Origin of the sequence: Bradyrhizobium sp. LA6.1, assembly GCF_040547805.1 — a bacterium.
Classification (GTDB): domain Bacteria; phylum Pseudomonadota; class Alphaproteobacteria; order Rhizobiales; family Xanthobacteraceae; genus Bradyrhizobium; species Bradyrhizobium barranii.
In genome coordinates, this window is sequence record NZ_JBEPQK010000008.1 from 294,787 (window position 1) to 310,013 (window position 15,227).

The window sequence follows — 15,227 nt, forward strand, 5'->3', positions numbered from 1 at the left end:
TTTTCGGTCCATCAACCTGCTTTCGGGAACGCACGCCGGGAAGGCGCAGTTTGCCCGAGCCGGGGGCCCGACTATTGCGGCGCGTGGCCCGCCAGGGCCTCTTCGAGGCGGCGGATGATCTCGTCGCCGCTGGACGGCTTGCCGAGATAGCAATGCGCGCCAGCCGCCATGACGCGCTGGCGCACGGGTTCGCTGGGGAAAGCGGTCATGAAAATGATCGGGAAATGGCGGCCGGAGGCAACCAGGCGCGCCTGCAATTCATCGCCGGTAATGACCGGCATCTGAACGTCGGCGATCATGCAGGCCGGATCTTCTCCCGCCGGTTCCCGCAGGAAGGCGACGCCGGACTCGTAGGCGTGGGCTTCATAGCCGAGCGAACGCACGAGGCTCGCCAGCGACGCGCGCACGCCTTCGTCGTCGTCCACGATCGCAATCACCGGGGTTTTGGCCATTGGCACACATCCTGACCGCTGTGTTCCGCAGGGAGGATATCTCCCATTGGGCGGCCGATGGGGCCTTATGCACCGTGCGGCAGTCCCGCCGGAATTATACTCAGGTTTGGTCCGTAGTCTTTCGGTTCTGGGAAATCCCGAGCGCTTCGGCCTTGCGAACGAGGTCGGCCAGCGAGCGGACCTCCATCTTGCGCATGACGTTGCCGCGGTGGATCTTGACGGTGATCTCGCTGAGGCCGATCAGGCCTGCCACCTGCTTGTTCATCAAGCCGGCGGTCACATGGCCCATCACCTCGCGCTCGCGCGCCGTCAGGCTCTCATATTGGATGCGGATATCCTCCTTCGTCGCGGCTTCCGCGCGGCGCTGCGCATCGCGCTCGAGCGCTGCCGTCACGGCGTCGAGCATGTCCTGATCGCGAAACGGCTTGGACAGGAAATCCACGGCGCCAGCCTTCATGGCGCGCACCGACATTGGAATGTCCCCATGACCGGTCATGAAGATGATCGGATATCTGATGCCCTGGCGGGTCAGTTGCCCCTGGAGATCGAGGCCGCTCACGCCCGGGAGCCGGACGTCCAGCACGATGCAGGCCGGTTTGTCGGGCATGACGCCGCCAAGCAGCTCGGCCGGTGAGCCGAACAGGCGTGTCTCGAGGCCGACGGATCGGAACAGGCTGTCGAGCGAGGCACGAATGCTCGCGTCGTCATCAACGATGATGACGACTGCACTGGAGGATTGGGCCGGCGGTTGCACTTGGTTTGGTCGTGTCATGGCAAGGCGTGTTCTTGGCTAAATGGCAGTGTCAGGTGGAATGTCGCGCCCGAGCCCGGAGAGCTCTCCACGGACAATCGGCCGCCGTGAGCTTCCACCGTCGTTCGGCAGATCGCAAGTCCCATGCCCATGCCGCCTCCCTTGGTGGTGAAGAACGGATCAAACAGGTGCGGCAGGTCGTCAGGCTGGATGCCCGGGCCGCTGTCCTCGACCGTGATGGCGAGATTTTCACCATCGACGGTTCCGGCGCGCAACGTGACGGTGCGGGAACCCGGCCGGCCTGACATGGCCTGGCCGGCATTGATCAGAAGATTGACCAGGACCTGCTGAAGCTGGATCCGGTCGCCGCGAACCGGCGGCAGGCCATGCTCCGTCTTGACGATGAGGGTGACGTCGTCCTTGACGAGCTCGCGCGCGACCAGGAGGGTCGCTTCCTCGATGATCTCGTCGATCTGCAGCAGATCCTGCTGGGTAGGGGCCTTCTTCAGGAAAGTCCGGATGCGGGTCACGATCTCGCTGGCGCGGCGGCCCTGAGCAACGACGTGACCGATCGTCGTCGCAACTTCCTTGAGATCGGGCACGTCGCGGCGCAGCCACCGCAAGCCGGCCTCGCCGCTGGTGACGATCGCTGCCAGAGGCTGATTCACCTCGTGGGCAATGGACGCGCTGAGCTCGCCGAGGGTGGCGACGCGCGCGGCATGCGCCAGCTCCGCCTGCGCCGCGAGCAGCGCATCCTGTGCCTGCTTGCGTTCGGTGATGTCGATGACGAAGGCGAGCACGTTGCGATCTCCGTCGGGCTCAGCCGGAAAGGTGATCGTAAACAGGACGGGAACCTTGCGTCCGTCGAGGCTCACGAGATCGGTCTCGCCTTCGTGGAACCGCTCTCCTTCCGCGAATGCGACCAGCGCGCCGAGGAAACTGCGGTCGTTCTCCCCCAGAAGCCTGTCCACGTTCGCGATGAAGGCCGCAGAGCCGCTTGCTCCCGCCATCTTCTGGAGGGCCGGATTGACGTCGGAGATTCTGGTGAGCTGGCGGGCATGCCGCACGAATTCAGGATTTCGTGCAAGGTAGTCCCGCAACGTGGCGCCTCCGGTCTCCAGCGAATTCAGCGCGGTCCGCACTGCGCTCCAATCCTCCTCGACGACGCCGACCCGGCTTGCGTCGAACATCCGGCGGTATCGCTGCTCGCTCTGCACCAGCGCGTTATGTGCCGCGACGCGGTCCGTGACGTCGGTGTGGGTTTCAAGGACTCCAACGGGTTTGCCGAGATGGTCGTGCTGGAGCGCCCATCTTGCATCGACGGTGAGTGCGCCGCCGGCCTTCGTCCGCTGCTCCAGCCTGCCTTCCCATCGGCCGATGTCGAGCAGGCCGGCCTCGATGGCCTCTCGCCGGTCGGGATATTTGGTTCTCAGCAGCGCGTCGGCGAGTTGCCCGACCGCCTCGTCGGCCGACCAGCCGTAGGCCTGTTCCGCGGCCCTGTTCCAGAAACTGATCACGCCGCCGCGATCCCTGACGAAGATCATGTCATGCGAGAGATTGAGCAGGCGCGCCTGCGCCGCGAGGCGCTTCGTCGCCGCCTGATTCTGGAGCGCCAGCAAGGTCGTGATTCCGATGGCTGCGAGGCTCACCAGCGCACGAAGGGCAGGCGAGGCGATCGCCTCCAGATCGTGCGACAGTAGATAGGCGGTTATGGTCAGGACGCTGCAGCCGACAGCGGCGGCGATGATGTCGTTAAGCCGGTGCGTCCTCGCCGCGAGCAGGATCGCAACCACGTAGAGAACCGCGACCGCGCCCTCGAGCGGCGTCAGCACATCGACCAGGAAAACCGCGAAAGCGAGGACGGCAGACCAGAAGCGCAAGCCGGCGCGGCTCATCGATGAACCCGTGGCCCGATCAAGACTGGTCATCGTCGCTGGTGGTCGCTCTGCTCATTTTCGGTCACGTTGATGCCGCGATTTGATCGGGCCGACAACATGCGGCAACATGATTTTCGTGCTCTCTTGAAAGACGTTGCCGCGGTTTGATCCCGCGCGCGTGCCGATGAGGCACATTCCCCGGCAAAAACGGGGTTTTGCGTGAGTTTCCGACCATTGGCGAGCGCGTCAACTTACCGCAGGGCGAGATCAGTTCCGCCATCGCGGCGAACGGGACGCCCGTGCGGCCGGCGACGCCGCGGTCATACCTAGGTATGACGCGATCAACCCGAGAACCTATCCGGTGCACCCGCGCGTAGAATGGAGCGCGGGGACCGCCGAACTACTCTGCTCCCACATTCGGACGAGCCATTGGGTCTCGCCGGATCGAAAATGGGACAAGGAGTTCGACGATGTCGCTACAGATGTCACACCCGCTAGGCGCGAAGGATCATGTCGTCGGCTCGATCGGCGTCTCCGCCATCGATGGTTGCCAGTCCGGGCTTGCGGAACGTCCGGATCGCGCCGGCGAAAAGGCGATGACGCTGTCCCTCGTTCACCTCGATGTTGCCCTGGCCATCGAGACGCCCCCGCCGGGCGTGCGGAGATGCGCCGGCGACGGGCCCAGCTTCAGGGTATCGGCGAAACGCCTCGCGCGTGCCTCGGTCGAGACCGATCGGGAGGCCGGTGCAGGCGAGTTCCCGGACCCGGTGATGCGAAGCCTCTCCGATGCGCTCGCGGCAACCGAAGCGGCCCATCATCCTCACTCCGCCATCCTTGCGGACGCCTTGCGTCTTGCCATCCTGACCCGCAGAGCCAGCCGGCCGACGGCCGTCGCGCGCAACGAGACCGATCAGGCCGACGAGCGGTGCCGGTCTGTGCGGTCGTTACAGAAATGGCGCCTCAAGCGCGTGCTGCAATATGTCGACGAGAATTTGGCTGGCAAGATCACCTTGCAGCATCTGGCGGCGGTCGCCGGCCTCAGCCGCATGCACTTTGCCGCGCAGTTCCGCGCGGCCGTCGGCATGCGGCCACACGACTTTCTGCTGAAGCGGCGGATCGAACGCGCCCAGGAACTGCTGAGGCGCGCCGACGTCTCGCTGGTCGACGTTGCCTTGACCGTCGGATTCCAGACCCAGGCGCATTTCACGACGGTATTCAAGCGTTTCGCCGGCGATACGCCTTATCAATGGAGGAGCGCCTACCTTGCGCAATTCCTGCCGCTGCCTCGCGCCGAAGTTGGGCCGTCATGAGCAGTGTTGGCATTGAGGCCCTGATGCTGCCGCTGGCCGGCATTCACCTGGCGATGACGCAGCATGAAGTCACGGGCGTGCTGGAGATCGCCCGTGCTCTCGGCAACTCCTATCGCCTGGCATCGTCAGATCCGGGATCCGGCGCTCTCTATGGCCGGTTCATTTTCGATTTCTGCCGAACCATCGTCACGGTTATCGCGCGATAGCCTCGAGCCCTTTACAAGCGGGGCAGGTCAAGCGTTAACACTGCGATGGCAAACCGCAGAGCGAGAGTCATGAGAGCCTACAAAGTCGTCGACGCCTTCTCCTCCAAACCCTTCCTGGGAAACCCCGTCGCAGTCGTCCTTGATGCTGAGGGGCTGGCGACGGCCGAAATGCAGGCAATTGCCCGCTGGACGAACCTGTCGGAAACGACATTTCTCTTGCCGCCCACGAGTTCCGAGGCGGACTACCGCCTGCGCATTTTTACCCCCCGCAGCGAACTGCCGTTTGCCGGGCATCCGACGCTCGGCAGCGCCCATGCGGTGTTGGAGGCGGGCCGCGTGATGCCCCGGGGCGGTCGTCTCGTCCAGGAATGCGGTGTCGGGCTGGTGCGGATTGCCGTGGAGGGCGACGGCGCGGAGCGGCGTCTGACGCTTGCGTTGCCGCCGGCGAAGGTCACGGCTCTTTCAGCCGCAGACGTCGACGAATTGGAGGCAGTCATCGGGCATCGGATCGTTCGCGAGGTGGCTCCAGCGATCGTGGATGTCGGGGCCGTCTGGGTCGTCGCGCAACTTGCCGACGCGGACAGTGTGCTCGCGCTGACCCCAGACTTCCGGCGCTCGGCTGCCTTCGAGAAGCGGCTCGGTGTGACCGGGCTCTCGCTTTTTGGCCGTCACGCTGATGGCGAGGCGGCTATCGAGGTGCGTTCTTTTGCACCATCATGCGGCGTCGAGGAGGACCCGGTATGCGGCAGTGGAAACGGCGCCATCGCCGTGTTCCATCGCGACCGCGGTCTCCTCAAGGCCGGGACGAGCTACACGGCGGCGCAGGGGCGCTGCGTCGGGCGCGATGGCCGCATCGCCTTGGCGATCGAAGCGGACGGCGAGATCAGCGTTGGCGGCGCTTGCGTTACGTGCGTGGAAGGCAAGATTGCCGGTTAAGCCATAGGTTGCTGGTCGATCATGCCGCGCTTCGGCTGCGGTACTCATATTGAATCAGACCCGCTAACGCACTGCGATCGCAACGGCAGACAAGGCTGCTGGAAGGGACCAGGCCCAGTCTCCCAGCACTGAAACGGCCGCCGCGGCGGCGACACAGCCGAAGATGAAGCCGAGCAAGCGATGGAGCGAGCGACCCAGCGGCGTTGAATCATGCGGCAGCAGAGGGGTGCGTGGAGCGAGCAGGTCCATCGTCGACAAGACGGCATTGGCCAGATTGCCGGTCATCACCGCCGTCGAGATCGCGCCCGGCAGAGCGAGGCGAAGGAGCGCGTACTGGCAGGCCATGGCCGACACGGCGATCATCGCGGCCGCGCCGGCCCGGGATCCAGCCGCATCGGCAGATGGCCTTGTGATGACGCTGAAGATCAACAGCGCGGCCAGCACGAGGAACTGAACCCGAAGCAACAGTCGCGCCAGGCTCGAACCGTGCCGGCCGGAAGCTTGGGCGATCAGCCAGACGGTCGCCAAGGTCAGCATGAAAACGGGAATCGCCAACAATTGTGCCCAATGAAACGGGCCACCATCGACGGCAACGACGGCGGCCAGCACGATGTTGCCGGTCACGTGAGCCGTGAAGATATGACCCAGCGTGAAGAAGCCGGTGAAGTCGACCATTCCGGCGATGATGCTGAGCAGCGGTGGCAGCCGCGCCTCCAGGCGCGACAGCTCCGCAGCGTCATCCGCTGAGTCCGCGGACCTTTGCAGCACGAGGAGGTCTCTGGCGAGCAGGGACATCTTTGGCTACTCCAATGCTGGCCGTCTGCATGGGCCTCTCACTGTGGGCTACTGTGCCGTCCATCCGCCATCGACCGGGATCGCGGTGCCCGTGATCTGGTCCGCCGCGGGCGAACACAGGAAGGCCACGGTGCCTCCAAGCTGCTCCGGAGAGACGAACTCGGACGACGGTTGTTTCTCGCCCAGGAGTGTCGCGGCGGCGTCCTTTTGGCTGATGTTCTTCTGTGCGGCGATGTCGCTGATCTGCTTTTCGACCAAGGGCGTCCGCACCCAGCCGGGACAGACTGCGTTGCAGGTCACGCCGCTGCCGGCGGTCTCCAGGCCAACCACCTTGGTCAGGCCGATCAACCCGTGCTTGGCGGCGACGTAGGCCGCCTTGTGCGTCGATGCGACGAGGCCGTGGGTCGAGGCGATGTTGACGATCCGGCCCCAGCGCTGCTTCTTCATCTGGGGCACCGCCGCCGCGATGCCGTGAAACGCGGCCGACAGATTGATGTCCAGGATCGCATGCCACTTGGCCGACAGAAATTCTTCCACCGGCGCGGTGAACTGGATGCCGGCATTGTTCACGAGGATGTCGAGGCGTCCGAACGTCTCGATTGTCGCGGCGATCAATCGGCGCACGGCATCGCCCTTCGACATATCGGCGCCGTCGTAGACCACGCGCACGCCGTGCTCGCGTTCGATCCCGCTGCGGATGGCTTCGATCTCGCCGGGGTCGCCGAAGCCGTTCAACACGAGGTTGACGCGGAGCCTGGCCAACTCTCTGGCGATTCCGAGCCCGATACCGCTGGTCGATCCGGTGACGATAGCGACCTTATCCTTCAACATGGCAGTTCCTTTCGACGTCAGGTGGGGTGGGGGACTAGTGGGTGCCGCCGGCCTCGATCTGGCCGGGTTTCTTCAGCATCATCGAGGCGGCGAGTGCGACGATCAGTGCGACACCGAGCAGGTAGAACATGTCGCCGAAAGCCAGGATGAAGGCCTGCTTCTGCACGATCTTGCCGATCGCGACATAGGCGCGGTGAGCGGCGTCGATGCGATCGGTCACGCCGTGGTTCATGAAATACTGCGTCAGCTTCTCGAGCCTGGCTTGCGTGGCCTGCTCCAGCAGCGAGACCGACTGCGTCAGCACGTTGGAGTGATATTGCTCGCGCTTGGTGAGCAGCGTCTGCAGCAGCGCGATGCCAACGGCGCCGCCGAGGTTACGCATCATGTTGAACAGGCCCGAGGCCGAACCCGCGTTCTCCGCCTCGATGCCCGATGTCGCGACAGCCGACAGCGGGGCGAACACCAGCGCCTGACCGAAGGCGCGGACGACGTTCGGCCAGAAGAGCTGGTCGGTGGCGTAGTCGTTGGTCATCGAGATGTTCATGAAGTTGGATGCTGCGAACAGCGCAAAGCCGACGCCGATGATGAGCCGCGCGTCGAAGCGCCGTAACAGCTGCGGCACCAGCGGGATCAGCAACAGCTGCGGCAGCCCGGTCCAAGCCAGCACCATGCCGATCTGCTCGGCGTTGTAGCCCTGGATGCGCGATAGATAGACCGGCAGGATGAAGACCGAGCCGTAGAGCGCGATGCCGAGCAGGAAATTGGCGAGGATACCGAAGCCGAAATTGCGACGCGCCAGGAGGCGGAGGTTCAGCAGCGGCTTCCTTGCCGCCAGCTCGATCCACAGGAAGGCCGACAGCGCGATCGCCGCGACGATCGACAGCTTGACGATGAACGGCGAGCCGAACCAGTCGTCCTTGTTGCCTTCCTCGAGCACGGTCTGCAGCGCGGCGAGGCCGATCGCCATGGTGGCGATCCCGGCCCAATCGCCCTCGCGCAGCAGCGACAGCTTCATCGGTTGCGACTCGAGCGAGACGAACAGCAAGCCGATCATGACCGCGCCCGGCACCAGGTTGACGTAGAAGATGTACTGCCAGCCCCAGTTCTCGGTGAGATAGCCGCCGATGGTCGGCCCGATCGCGGGCGCAAAGGTCGCGGAGATCGCAAACAGCGCCAGCCCGATCGGCTGCTTCGCCTTTGGCAGCAGCGTGATGATGAGCGTGAACGCCATCGGGATCAGCACGCCACCGGTAAAGCCCTGCACGGCGCGCAACACGATCATCTGCGACAGGTTTTGCGCCAGCGCGCAGGCCGCCGAGAACACCAGGAACAACGTCGCATTGGTCAGGAGATAGATGCGGATCGAGAACGCCTGCGCCAGCCAGCCGGACAGCGGAATCACCACAATCTCGGCAATCAGGTAGGAGGTCGAGATCCAGCCGCCATCATCGATACCGGCCCCGATCGCGCCCTGGATGTCAGCCAGCGAAGCGTTGACGATCTGGATGTTGAGCACCGCCATGAAGGCGCCGAGCGTGGCGCCGGCGATGGCGATCCAGGTCTTGGCGGAGACCGCCGGGGCCGGTGTGGTGACGGACCGCTCGCCTTCGCCGGCGGGCACGGCATCGATGGCCGGTTGCAGTGTGGTCATGGTTGTCTGCTCGTCGCTTGCGAGAGAAGCATTGCCTGAACGGATTGTCCGGGAGGAGACGACCGCCAGGGACGCGTATTCAACTGCGAGGCTCGGGGCGGCGCGATGCGAGGCGCTTCTTGCTTTCGCGTTCGGCGATCGCCGCCGATTTGGTATTGATGGTCGGCTCGGTCGACATGCCGGGACGGAGCAGGCCGGTCAGGCTGCGGTCGTCGAGGACGATTTTCACCGGCATGCGCTGCACGATCTTGGTGAAGTTGCCGGTCGCGTTGTCGGGCGGCAGCAGCGCGAACTCCAGGCCGCTTGCCGGGGACAGGCTGTCGACATGGCCGTGCAGTCTGGTGCCGCGGAAGCTGTCGATGGTCAGCTCGACGGGCTGGCCGCCGCGCACATGGGTGAGCTGGGTTTCCTTGAAATTGGCGACGATGTACACGGCATCGAGCGGAACGACGGCCATCAACAACGTACCGGCCTGGACGAACTGCCCGACCCGGAGTGAGCGCGCACCGACGGTGCCGTCGACCGGCGCGATGATGCCGGTGTAGGACAGGTTCAACGCCGCCTGCTGCTCGACCGCACGGGCGCGGTCGCGCTGCGCGACTGCCCTGGCGCGTTCGGTGGAGAGCACGTCGACCTTGCGCTCGGCCGCGAGCAGGCCCGACTTGGCGTGCTGCAATTGCGCGGCGGCGGCGCGCAGCGCCGCATCGGTCTGCTGCGCGCGCTGCACCGTGCCGGAGCCCGTCTTCATCAGCCCGTCGTATCGGACCTGCTCTTCCTGCGCGAACTTCAGATTGGCCGTGGCGGCAGCGACATCGGCCGTGCCTTGCTCGATGATCGGCTGCTGCAGGGCAAGCTGTGCATCGAGATTGCGGACAGTGGCGTCGGATGCGGCGACGTCGGCGCCGGCCTGGTCGAGCGCGGCGCGGAAATCGCGATCGTCGATCTTTGCCAGCAACTGGCCGGCCTTCACCGTCTCGTTGTCGCCGACCAGGACCTGCGCGATATAGCCCGACACCTTCGGCGAGATGATCGTGGAATCCGCCTTCACGTAGGCGTCGTCCGTGGTCTCCAGATAGCGGCCGATGGTGAGATAGTGGTGGCCGAACTCGGCTGCGGCGGCGACGCCCAGGGCCAGTGCCAAGGCGAGGGCGGCCCGCTTGATCGCCTGCCCGGATGGCCGAAGGCTGGTTTTGGCGCCCTGCTCGGGAGCATAGGGAATGGAAGACATGGTATTCTCCGAAACGAGGTGGGCGGTGAGATTCAGTCGCGGCGATGGACGTCGTGGGTGACGATGCCGAGCTCGGGAGCCGGCGGGTCCAGGCGTCGCGGATCGGCCAGCGTGCGGCGGATATCGTCCAGTCCGCTCTGCCAGTGAGCGCGCATCGCGCTCAGCCCGAACTCGTAATCCCTCGAGTGGCCCTCGTGGATCTTGGTCTGATAGATCAGGTGCACGATGTTGTAGCAACGATGGCGCGCCATCTCCGCGATGGCGCGGATCTCGGGATCGTGCCTGGCGGCGTCCGGCAATTTCGCGATCGTGCGCTGCAAGGCCTGACGCATCTTCTGCATCCGCAGCACCTGGTCGGTTACGGCGCGTGTGCGGCTCGAATACTGGATGTCCTTCTGCCGGCTCGACACTTCCATCATGTCGTGGGGAACGTGGCCCTTGGCCGACCAGAGATCGATCTGGAACGTCAGCGTGTCACACGGCTCGCCGGACAGCACGCGAGATAAAGGCGTGTTCGAAACCACGCCGCCATCCCAATAGTGCTCGCCTTCGATCTCGACGGCGGGGAAGCCCGGCGGCAGCGCACCCGATGCCATGAAATGCTTCGGTCCCAGCCGGCGCTCGGCGGTGTCAAAATAGGTCAGGTTGCCGGTGCGGACGTTGACCGCGCCGACGCTGACGCGCACGTCGCCCGAGTTCAGCCGGTCGAAGTCGACGAGCCGTTCCAGCGTCCGGTGCAGGGGTGCCGTATCGTAAAAGCTGGTCGCGGAGTCGCCCGAGAACGGTGACCAGAGCGGCGAGGGGAAGCGTGGCTTGAAGAAGCCCGGCTGGCCCTGGATCAAGGCCCGCGCCGCCGCCATCGCGTTGCGTACCGAGTTGATGTCGAACGCAAAGGGCAGGGCGTTGGCGAGCCCTTCGCCGGCGGGCCACTCTATCGAAAAGGCGCAGATGGTTTCCCAGAACTCGCGCAACCGCGCAACACGCTCGCCTTCGGGCGAGCCCGCGATGATCGCGGCGTTGAGCGCGCCGATCGAGATGCCGGCCAGCCAGTTCGGCCGGATGCCGGCCTCGTGCAGGCCTTCATAGACTCCGGCCTGATAGGCGCCGAGTGCGCCGCCGCCTTGCAACACCAGGGCGACGACATCGTAGGGAAGCGAATTGCTCCGCTGCGGCACAGGATTGGTTTGCTCGCGCATCACGTTCAGCATTTTGAGGACTCCCGATGGTACGGATGACGTCGATCAGTCGGCATTCGCGTCGACCAGCGTCTCGGAGGATCCGCGCCGCCGCACAATTTCGCTCGAGGCCAGATAGTCGTGGACCACGGTGCCGAGCCCCAGTGTCAGGTCGGCAACGATATGCTTGGCCGAAAGCACCTGGAGCACCGGCAGCTCGGCGACGGGGGCAAGGGCGTGCGAGTACAGGTCGAGCGCTGCCGGCCCAGTCCAGGCGCCCTTCACGGTGATGTCTTCGAGATGGAAGCGCACCAGCTCGCAGATGCGCGGCGTGCCGTCGACATGCGGAATGATCTTGAGCAGGAAATTCGGTGCGGCGAGCTTTTTTGCTTCGGCCGCGGCGTCCAGGGCCCGGTGCTTGTAGCCCATCGTGCCGGTCGCGATGCGGACCGAGCCGTAGTTCAAGGTGCCAACCAGGGTGTCGGTCTCGACCTCAAGCTTCGGCTGCGCCAGCTTCTTGGGAAAGCCCCAGAGCTCGCGCCCGCCCGCAATTGGCGGATGATCGTTGAGGAACATCTGGTGGACGAAGCTGCCGGCCTTGCCCTGATAGGACACCGGAATGACCTGCCCACTTTCGGTGTAGTCGCCGAATCCGGTCGAGTCCGGCATTCGGATGAACTCATAGTTCACCACAGGTTCGGTGATTTCGAGTGGTGCCGGCACGATCCGGCGCAGTGCCTCGGGATCTGTCCGGTACTGGATGATGAAGTATTCGCGATTGATGAAGCGATAGGGGCCGGGCGGGAAAGCCGGGCTGGTCAGCGGCATGGCGAACGCGCTCGCGCGCACGGTTTCGTGTTTCATCATGGTCGGCTCCGGTTGGTATGGGGTGATCGGGCCGGGCCCGCGCACGGTCGGCGCGGCCCGGTTTCGCGTGAGGCAGCTAGACTTCGCCGACGTGCTCCGGATCGGCCGAGGCCAGCGCGGCCGCGCGTTCCGGTCGGGGCGGATAGATCCAGACAGTATTGATCTGCTGCTTGGTCCGCTTCGCCTCGTCGCCGACGAGCTCGAGCTTCCGATCCCAGCCTCGCGTGAAGATGGCGCCGGCTTCTCCCAGATCGAGGCAGGTGGCGTAGGCCTTCTGGTGATAAGGCCTGGTCGCGACACCCAAAAGTTCGGCAGTGGCATTGTTGCCGGCAAACGCGCCCATTCGCGTGGCATGCTGGCACGACATCAGCGCGTGGTTGCCGACGTCGTCACACGCTGCTTTGGCGGCATCGCCGGTGGCAAAGACGCCGGCGACACCAGGCACGCGCAAGTCGCGGTCGACAAGGAGCCGGCTCAGATTGTCGCGCTCGGCCGGGATCTGCGCGGTCAAAGGAGCGGCGCGCATGCCCGCGGCCCAGATCACGGTCTCCGCTTCGATGTGTTCGCCGCTGGAAAGCGTGACGCCAGACTTGTCGAGCGAGGTGACACCGGTGCCGAGGCGGGTCTCCACGCCAAGCTTGCGCAGCGCATCCTCAATGACGGGGCGGGAATCTGCGCCCATATCGTGAGCGATCGTGCTGTTGCGATCGACGATGACGACACGCGCCTTGGCGTTCTTGCCGAGGACCGCACGCAGCCGCGCCGGCATCTCCGTCGCCGTCTCGATACCGGTGAACCCGCCGCCGGCCACGACGACCGTATCGCGTCCGTTCCTTGCCGGCCGATCGGCCAGATCATGGAGATGCCGCTCCAGCGCAATCGCATCGTCGAGCTTGTCGACGCTGAAAGAGTGCTCGGCGATGCCGGGGATGTTCGGTCGGAAAAGCCGGCTGCCGGTGGCAACGACCAGCCGATCGTAGGAGAGAGTCTGCTTCGTGCCTTCGGCCGTGACGAGCTCGATCGCACGAGACTTGGTATCGATGGTCCCGGCGCTGCCTTGCACGTAGACGACGTCGATGGCCTTCAACACGTCTTGCAGAGGTGCCGTCAGGGTCTCGGGCTTGCTTTCGTAGAGGCGGGGCCGGACCACGAGCGTCGGCTCCGGTGCAACAAGCGCGATCTCGAGTTGTTCGGGCGAAGCGCCCTGAATGTCCCGCAGGCGCGCGGCGGAAAGTGCGGCGTACATGCCGGCAAAGCCGGCGCCGATAATGACGAGTCGCATTTGATGATCTCCTGTGGATTGAGCTTTCCGGGCATGGGCGCGTCATCGCCGCCGCCACTCTCGTGGCGGATCGTCGAGACCGATGACGCGAAGACGTGAAGTGAGATCGCGAATTCTCAGGGAGAGGGGCAGCCTGGCATCGAAGCCATCGGCGGCGGCCAGCGGTGACGAAAGAAAATTGGCTCGATGGCGTTCGGACGCCAGTCGGCGTACGGAAGCTGGCCGCCATCTCTGTCGATGATGGGCATTACCGGACTTGCGTTGTGTACGGACTGCGCCGGTATCTCCACTTCCTCGCCGGTTGCCGAGGTGAAGCGAACGGCCAATGAAAGTCCGTACATGACGGCACTTGCGGCCATCCTTCGTCGCGGCACGAGTTTGACCGGACTAGCGAAGTTCTTCCAGGTCATTGTTCGTCTCCGTCTATTGGATCGAGGGCACCCTGATCATTTAGCGGAGCGGACCTGCAGTTGCGCCAGAGCGATTGCTCTGCCTGCAGAGTGATTGCTGCTTAGCGCATGCGACGTCGCCAATCGCTCGGCGTTTCTCCCGTCAATCGCCTGAACGCGGCGGCAAAGGCGGTTTGAGAGGCATAGCCAAGCTCAGCCGCCACCGTGGCGATCGGGATTTCGGTGTCGCGCAGCGTGTTCATGGCCTGCTCGAGCCGGTGCTGGCGCAGCCAGCTATGCGGCGAAAGACCGGTGCTTTCCTTGAAAGCACGACAGAAGTGGAAGCGAGACAGGCCGGCGTCCGAAGCGAGCGCCGCAAGAGAGACGTCGGAATCGCTGTCCGAACGCAAGCGTTCGATCGCGCGTCGCAGAGCTTGGGGAGCCAGCCCGCCTATGATCGGCTCGATGGCGGTCGGCTCGCCGATGTGCGCGGCCAGGATGCGCGTGGCGATGATATCGGTCAGTCGCTGCCTGAAGAGTGCATCCAGAACCGCGTTGCCCTCCAACACATCCGCCCCGCTCATCAGCAGTCCGGATGTGACAGGGTCGAGATGCCCGGTTCGCTCCAGAAGATCACCGGGAATGGGCGCGTCGGCTTCGCGGGCGACGCGTTCGAGCGTTGCGTGCGGAAGATACAGCTGGACGACATCGACAGGACCGGGAATATCCCATCTGGCGCTCGAACCAGCCGGGATGATCGTCACGACTCCGGAACGGGCCGTTCCAATCGCAACCGATTTTCCGGCGCGTCGCTCCAGGCGCTGAACGCCTGTGGGGTACGTCATGATGACGTGGTCGGTCATGGGCTCGACGACGTCGTGCAGAGCGCCGTGCTTCCAATGCGCGATGCCGCCATTGGAGGGGTCTGAAGCCATCTGCAGCGGCGCGGTCTTCAGGATGCGCGCCATCTCCACATCGGCACGCCGCCGCTCGACGTTCGGCGAGTCGCTGTGGCGCGCACCGGGTGCGGCAAGCAGAGCCCCCAAAGGATCGTGCAGGATTGGCTTGTCCATAGAGCTAGTCTCGCGTTCGGAAGGCACTTCGGGACCGGCGGAGCGATTGCTACTAACGCACGCGTCGTCGCCAATCGCTCGGCGTTTCGCCGTTCAATCGCTTGAACGCCGCGGCGAAGGCCGTTTGCGAGGCATAACCAAGCTCTGCCGCAACCAGGGCGATCGATGCGTCGGTATCGCGAAGCAGGTTCATGGCCTGCTCGAGTCGGTATTGGCGCAGCCAGGCGTGAGGCGAGAGCCCGGTGCTTTCCTTGAATGCGCGGCAGAAGTGGAAACGCGACAGGCCGGCATCGGAGGCGAGGGCATCGATGTCAATCGGCGTTCGACTGGGACCCCCTAGCGGCATCCAAAAGGGACCCCTTTGATCGGCGTGCTCTGCTGGTAGCGCTCGGGTCGTCGGAGCT

The 15,227-nt window shown here is 64.8% G+C and carries 16 protein-coding genes; 3 read left to right on the top strand and 13 right to left on the bottom strand.

The features are described 5' to 3' along the window. Nucleotides 1–71 precede the first annotated feature (71 nt). From ABIB99_RS22215 to ABIB99_RS22225, 3 genes are all read right to left on the bottom strand, one after another. Nucleotides 72–452: a response regulator transcription factor gene (locus tag ABIB99_RS22215; protein ID WP_038955794.1), complete on the bottom strand. Its 381-nt coding sequence runs from the start codon at nucleotides 450–452 to the stop codon at nucleotides 72–74. A 100-nt stretch (nucleotides 453–552) separates the two neighbouring features. Beyond that, nucleotides 553–1,224, bottom strand: coding sequence for a response regulator transcription factor (locus ABIB99_RS22220; protein ID WP_063984266.1), 672 nt, complete (start codon nucleotides 1,222–1,224; stop codon nucleotides 553–555). Beyond that, a complete protein-coding gene (locus tag ABIB99_RS22225) occupies nucleotides 1,221–3,098 on the bottom strand; it encodes a PAS domain-containing sensor histidine kinase (RefSeq protein ID WP_231144517.1) in 1,878 nt (625 codons plus the stop codon). Before ABIB99_RS22225 ends, ABIB99_RS22220 begins: the two co-directional genes overlap by 4 nt. 452 nt (nucleotides 3,099–3,550) lie before the next feature. Here ABIB99_RS22225 and ABIB99_RS22230 point away from each other — a divergent pair, with 452 nt between their 5' ends. The 3 genes from ABIB99_RS22230 (at nucleotide 3,551) to ABIB99_RS22240 (ending at nucleotide 5,532) form a co-directional block, all read left to right on the top strand. Then, nucleotides 3,551–4,390, top strand: a complete 840-nt coding sequence (locus tag ABIB99_RS22230) for a helix-turn-helix domain-containing protein (protein ID WP_231144518.1) — start codon at nucleotides 3,551–3,553, stop codon at nucleotides 4,388–4,390. Between the two features lie 23 nt (nucleotides 4,391–4,413). Continuing rightward, nucleotides 4,414–4,596: a hypothetical protein gene (locus tag ABIB99_RS22235; protein WP_225004976.1), complete on the top strand. Its 183-nt coding sequence runs from the start codon at nucleotides 4,414–4,416 to the stop codon at nucleotides 4,594–4,596. A 69-nt stretch (nucleotides 4,597–4,665) separates the two neighbouring features. After that, nucleotides 4,666–5,532 carry a PhzF family phenazine biosynthesis protein gene (locus tag ABIB99_RS22240; RefSeq protein WP_354177555.1) on the top strand — a complete coding sequence of 289 codons (867 nt, stop codon included), beginning with the start codon at nucleotides 4,666–4,668 and terminating at the stop codon, nucleotides 5,530–5,532. Between the two features lie 63 nt (nucleotides 5,533–5,595). Here the strand turns inward: ABIB99_RS22240 and ABIB99_RS22245 are convergent, their stop codons facing one another. The 10 genes from ABIB99_RS22245 to ABIB99_RS22290 all read right to left on the bottom strand — a co-directional run. Then, nucleotides 5,596–6,327 carry a YoaK family protein gene (locus ABIB99_RS22245; RefSeq protein WP_354177556.1) on the bottom strand — a complete coding sequence of 244 codons (732 nt, stop codon included), beginning with the start codon at nucleotides 6,325–6,327 and terminating at the stop codon, nucleotides 5,596–5,598. Nucleotides 6,328–6,375: 48 nt separating this feature from the next. Beyond that, the gene (locus ABIB99_RS22250; RefSeq protein WP_354177557.1) at nucleotides 6,376–7,158 is read right to left on the bottom strand and encodes a 3-hydroxybutyrate dehydrogenase; all 783 of its coding nucleotides are present in this window, start codon (nucleotides 7,156–7,158) and stop codon (nucleotides 6,376–6,378) included. Nucleotides 7,159–7,192: 34 nt separating this feature from the next. Then, a complete protein-coding gene (locus ABIB99_RS22255) occupies nucleotides 7,193–8,809 on the bottom strand; it encodes an MDR family MFS transporter (RefSeq protein ID WP_354177558.1) in 1,617 nt (538 codons plus the stop codon). Between the two features lie 79 nt (nucleotides 8,810–8,888). Next, nucleotides 8,889–10,037: an HlyD family secretion protein gene (locus ABIB99_RS22260; protein WP_208086012.1), complete on the bottom strand. Its 1,149-nt coding sequence runs from the start codon at nucleotides 10,035–10,037 to the stop codon at nucleotides 8,889–8,891. Nucleotides 10,038–10,069: 32 nt separating this feature from the next. Next, nucleotides 10,070–11,245, bottom strand: a complete 1,176-nt coding sequence (locus ABIB99_RS22265; RefSeq protein ID WP_354117222.1) for a DUF3734 domain-containing protein — start codon at nucleotides 11,243–11,245, stop codon at nucleotides 10,070–10,072. A gap of 33 nt (nucleotides 11,246–11,278) precedes the next feature. Next, nucleotides 11,279–12,076, bottom strand: coding sequence for an acetoacetate decarboxylase (locus tag ABIB99_RS22270; RefSeq protein WP_208089360.1), 798 nt, complete (start codon nucleotides 12,074–12,076; stop codon nucleotides 11,279–11,281). 79 nt (nucleotides 12,077–12,155) lie between these two features. Continuing rightward, on the bottom strand, nucleotides 12,156–13,361 hold the full coding sequence (locus ABIB99_RS22275) for an NAD(P)/FAD-dependent oxidoreductase (protein ID WP_354177559.1): 1,206 nt from the start codon (nucleotides 13,359–13,361) through the stop codon (nucleotides 12,156–12,158). 116 nt (nucleotides 13,362–13,477) lie between these two features. Then, nucleotides 13,478–13,771, bottom strand: coding sequence for a hypothetical protein (locus ABIB99_RS22280; RefSeq protein WP_208086015.1), 294 nt, complete (start codon nucleotides 13,769–13,771; stop codon nucleotides 13,478–13,480). 101 nt (nucleotides 13,772–13,872) lie between these two features. Further along, complete coding sequence (locus tag ABIB99_RS22285) at nucleotides 13,873–14,823, bottom strand: helix-turn-helix transcriptional regulator (RefSeq protein ID WP_071915289.1); 951 nt, start codon at nucleotides 14,821–14,823, stop codon at nucleotides 13,873–13,875. Between the two features lie 52 nt (nucleotides 14,824–14,875). After that, the coding region (locus ABIB99_RS22290; RefSeq protein WP_354177560.1) for a helix-turn-helix transcriptional regulator at nucleotides 14,876–15,227 on the bottom strand (352 nt) is incomplete at its 5' end.

Bases quoted from the DNA above. Each gene is read 5' to 3' on its own strand.
- ABIB99_RS22260 (WP_208086012.1), bottom strand. From the start codon at position 10,037: ATGTCTTCCATTCCCTATGCTCCCGAGCAGGGCGCCAAAACCAGCCTT.
- ABIB99_RS22255 (WP_354177558.1), bottom strand. From the start codon at position 8,809: ATGACCACACTGCAACCGGCCATCGATGCCGTGCCCGCCGGCGAAGGC.
- ABIB99_RS22215 (WP_038955794.1), bottom strand. From the start codon at position 452: ATGGCCAAAACCCCGGTGATTGCGATCGTGGACGACGACGAAGGCGTG.
- ABIB99_RS22220 (WP_063984266.1), bottom strand. From the start codon at position 1,224: ATGACACGACCAAACCAAGTGCAACCGCCGGCCCAATCCTCCAGTGCA.
- ABIB99_RS22250 (WP_354177557.1), bottom strand. From the start codon at position 7,158: ATGTTGAAGGATAAGGTCGCTATCGTCACCGGATCGACCAGCGGTATC.
- ABIB99_RS22270 (WP_208089360.1), bottom strand. From the start codon at position 12,076: ATGAAACACGAAACCGTGCGCGCGAGCGCGTTCGCCATGCCGCTGACC.
- ABIB99_RS22245 (WP_354177556.1), bottom strand. From the start codon at position 6,327: ATGTCCCTGCTCGCCAGAGACCTCCTCGTGCTGCAAAGGTCCGCGGAC.
- ABIB99_RS22230 (WP_231144518.1), top strand. From the start codon at position 3,551: ATGTCGCTACAGATGTCACACCCGCTAGGCGCGAAGGATCATGTCGTC.
- ABIB99_RS22225 (WP_231144517.1), bottom strand. From the start codon at position 3,098: ATGAGCCGCGCCGGCTTGCGCTTCTGGTCTGCCGTCCTCGCTTTCGCG.
- ABIB99_RS22265 (WP_354117222.1), bottom strand. From the start codon at position 11,245: ATGCTGAACGTGATGCGCGAGCAAACCAATCCTGTGCCGCAGCGGAGC.
- ABIB99_RS22240 (WP_354177555.1), top strand. From the start codon at position 4,666: ATGAGAGCCTACAAAGTCGTCGACGCCTTCTCCTCCAAACCCTTCCTG.
- ABIB99_RS22285 (WP_071915289.1), bottom strand. From the start codon at position 14,823: ATGGACAAGCCAATCCTGCACGATCCTTTGGGGGCTCTGCTTGCCGCA.
- ABIB99_RS22280 (WP_208086015.1), bottom strand. From the start codon at position 13,771: ATGACCTGGAAGAACTTCGCTAGTCCGGTCAAACTCGTGCCGCGACGA.
- ABIB99_RS22275 (WP_354177559.1), bottom strand. From the start codon at position 13,361: ATGCGACTCGTCATTATCGGCGCCGGCTTTGCCGGCATGTACGCCGCA.
- ABIB99_RS22235 (WP_225004976.1), top strand. From the start codon at position 4,414: ATGCTGCCGCTGGCCGGCATTCACCTGGCGATGACGCAGCATGAAGTC.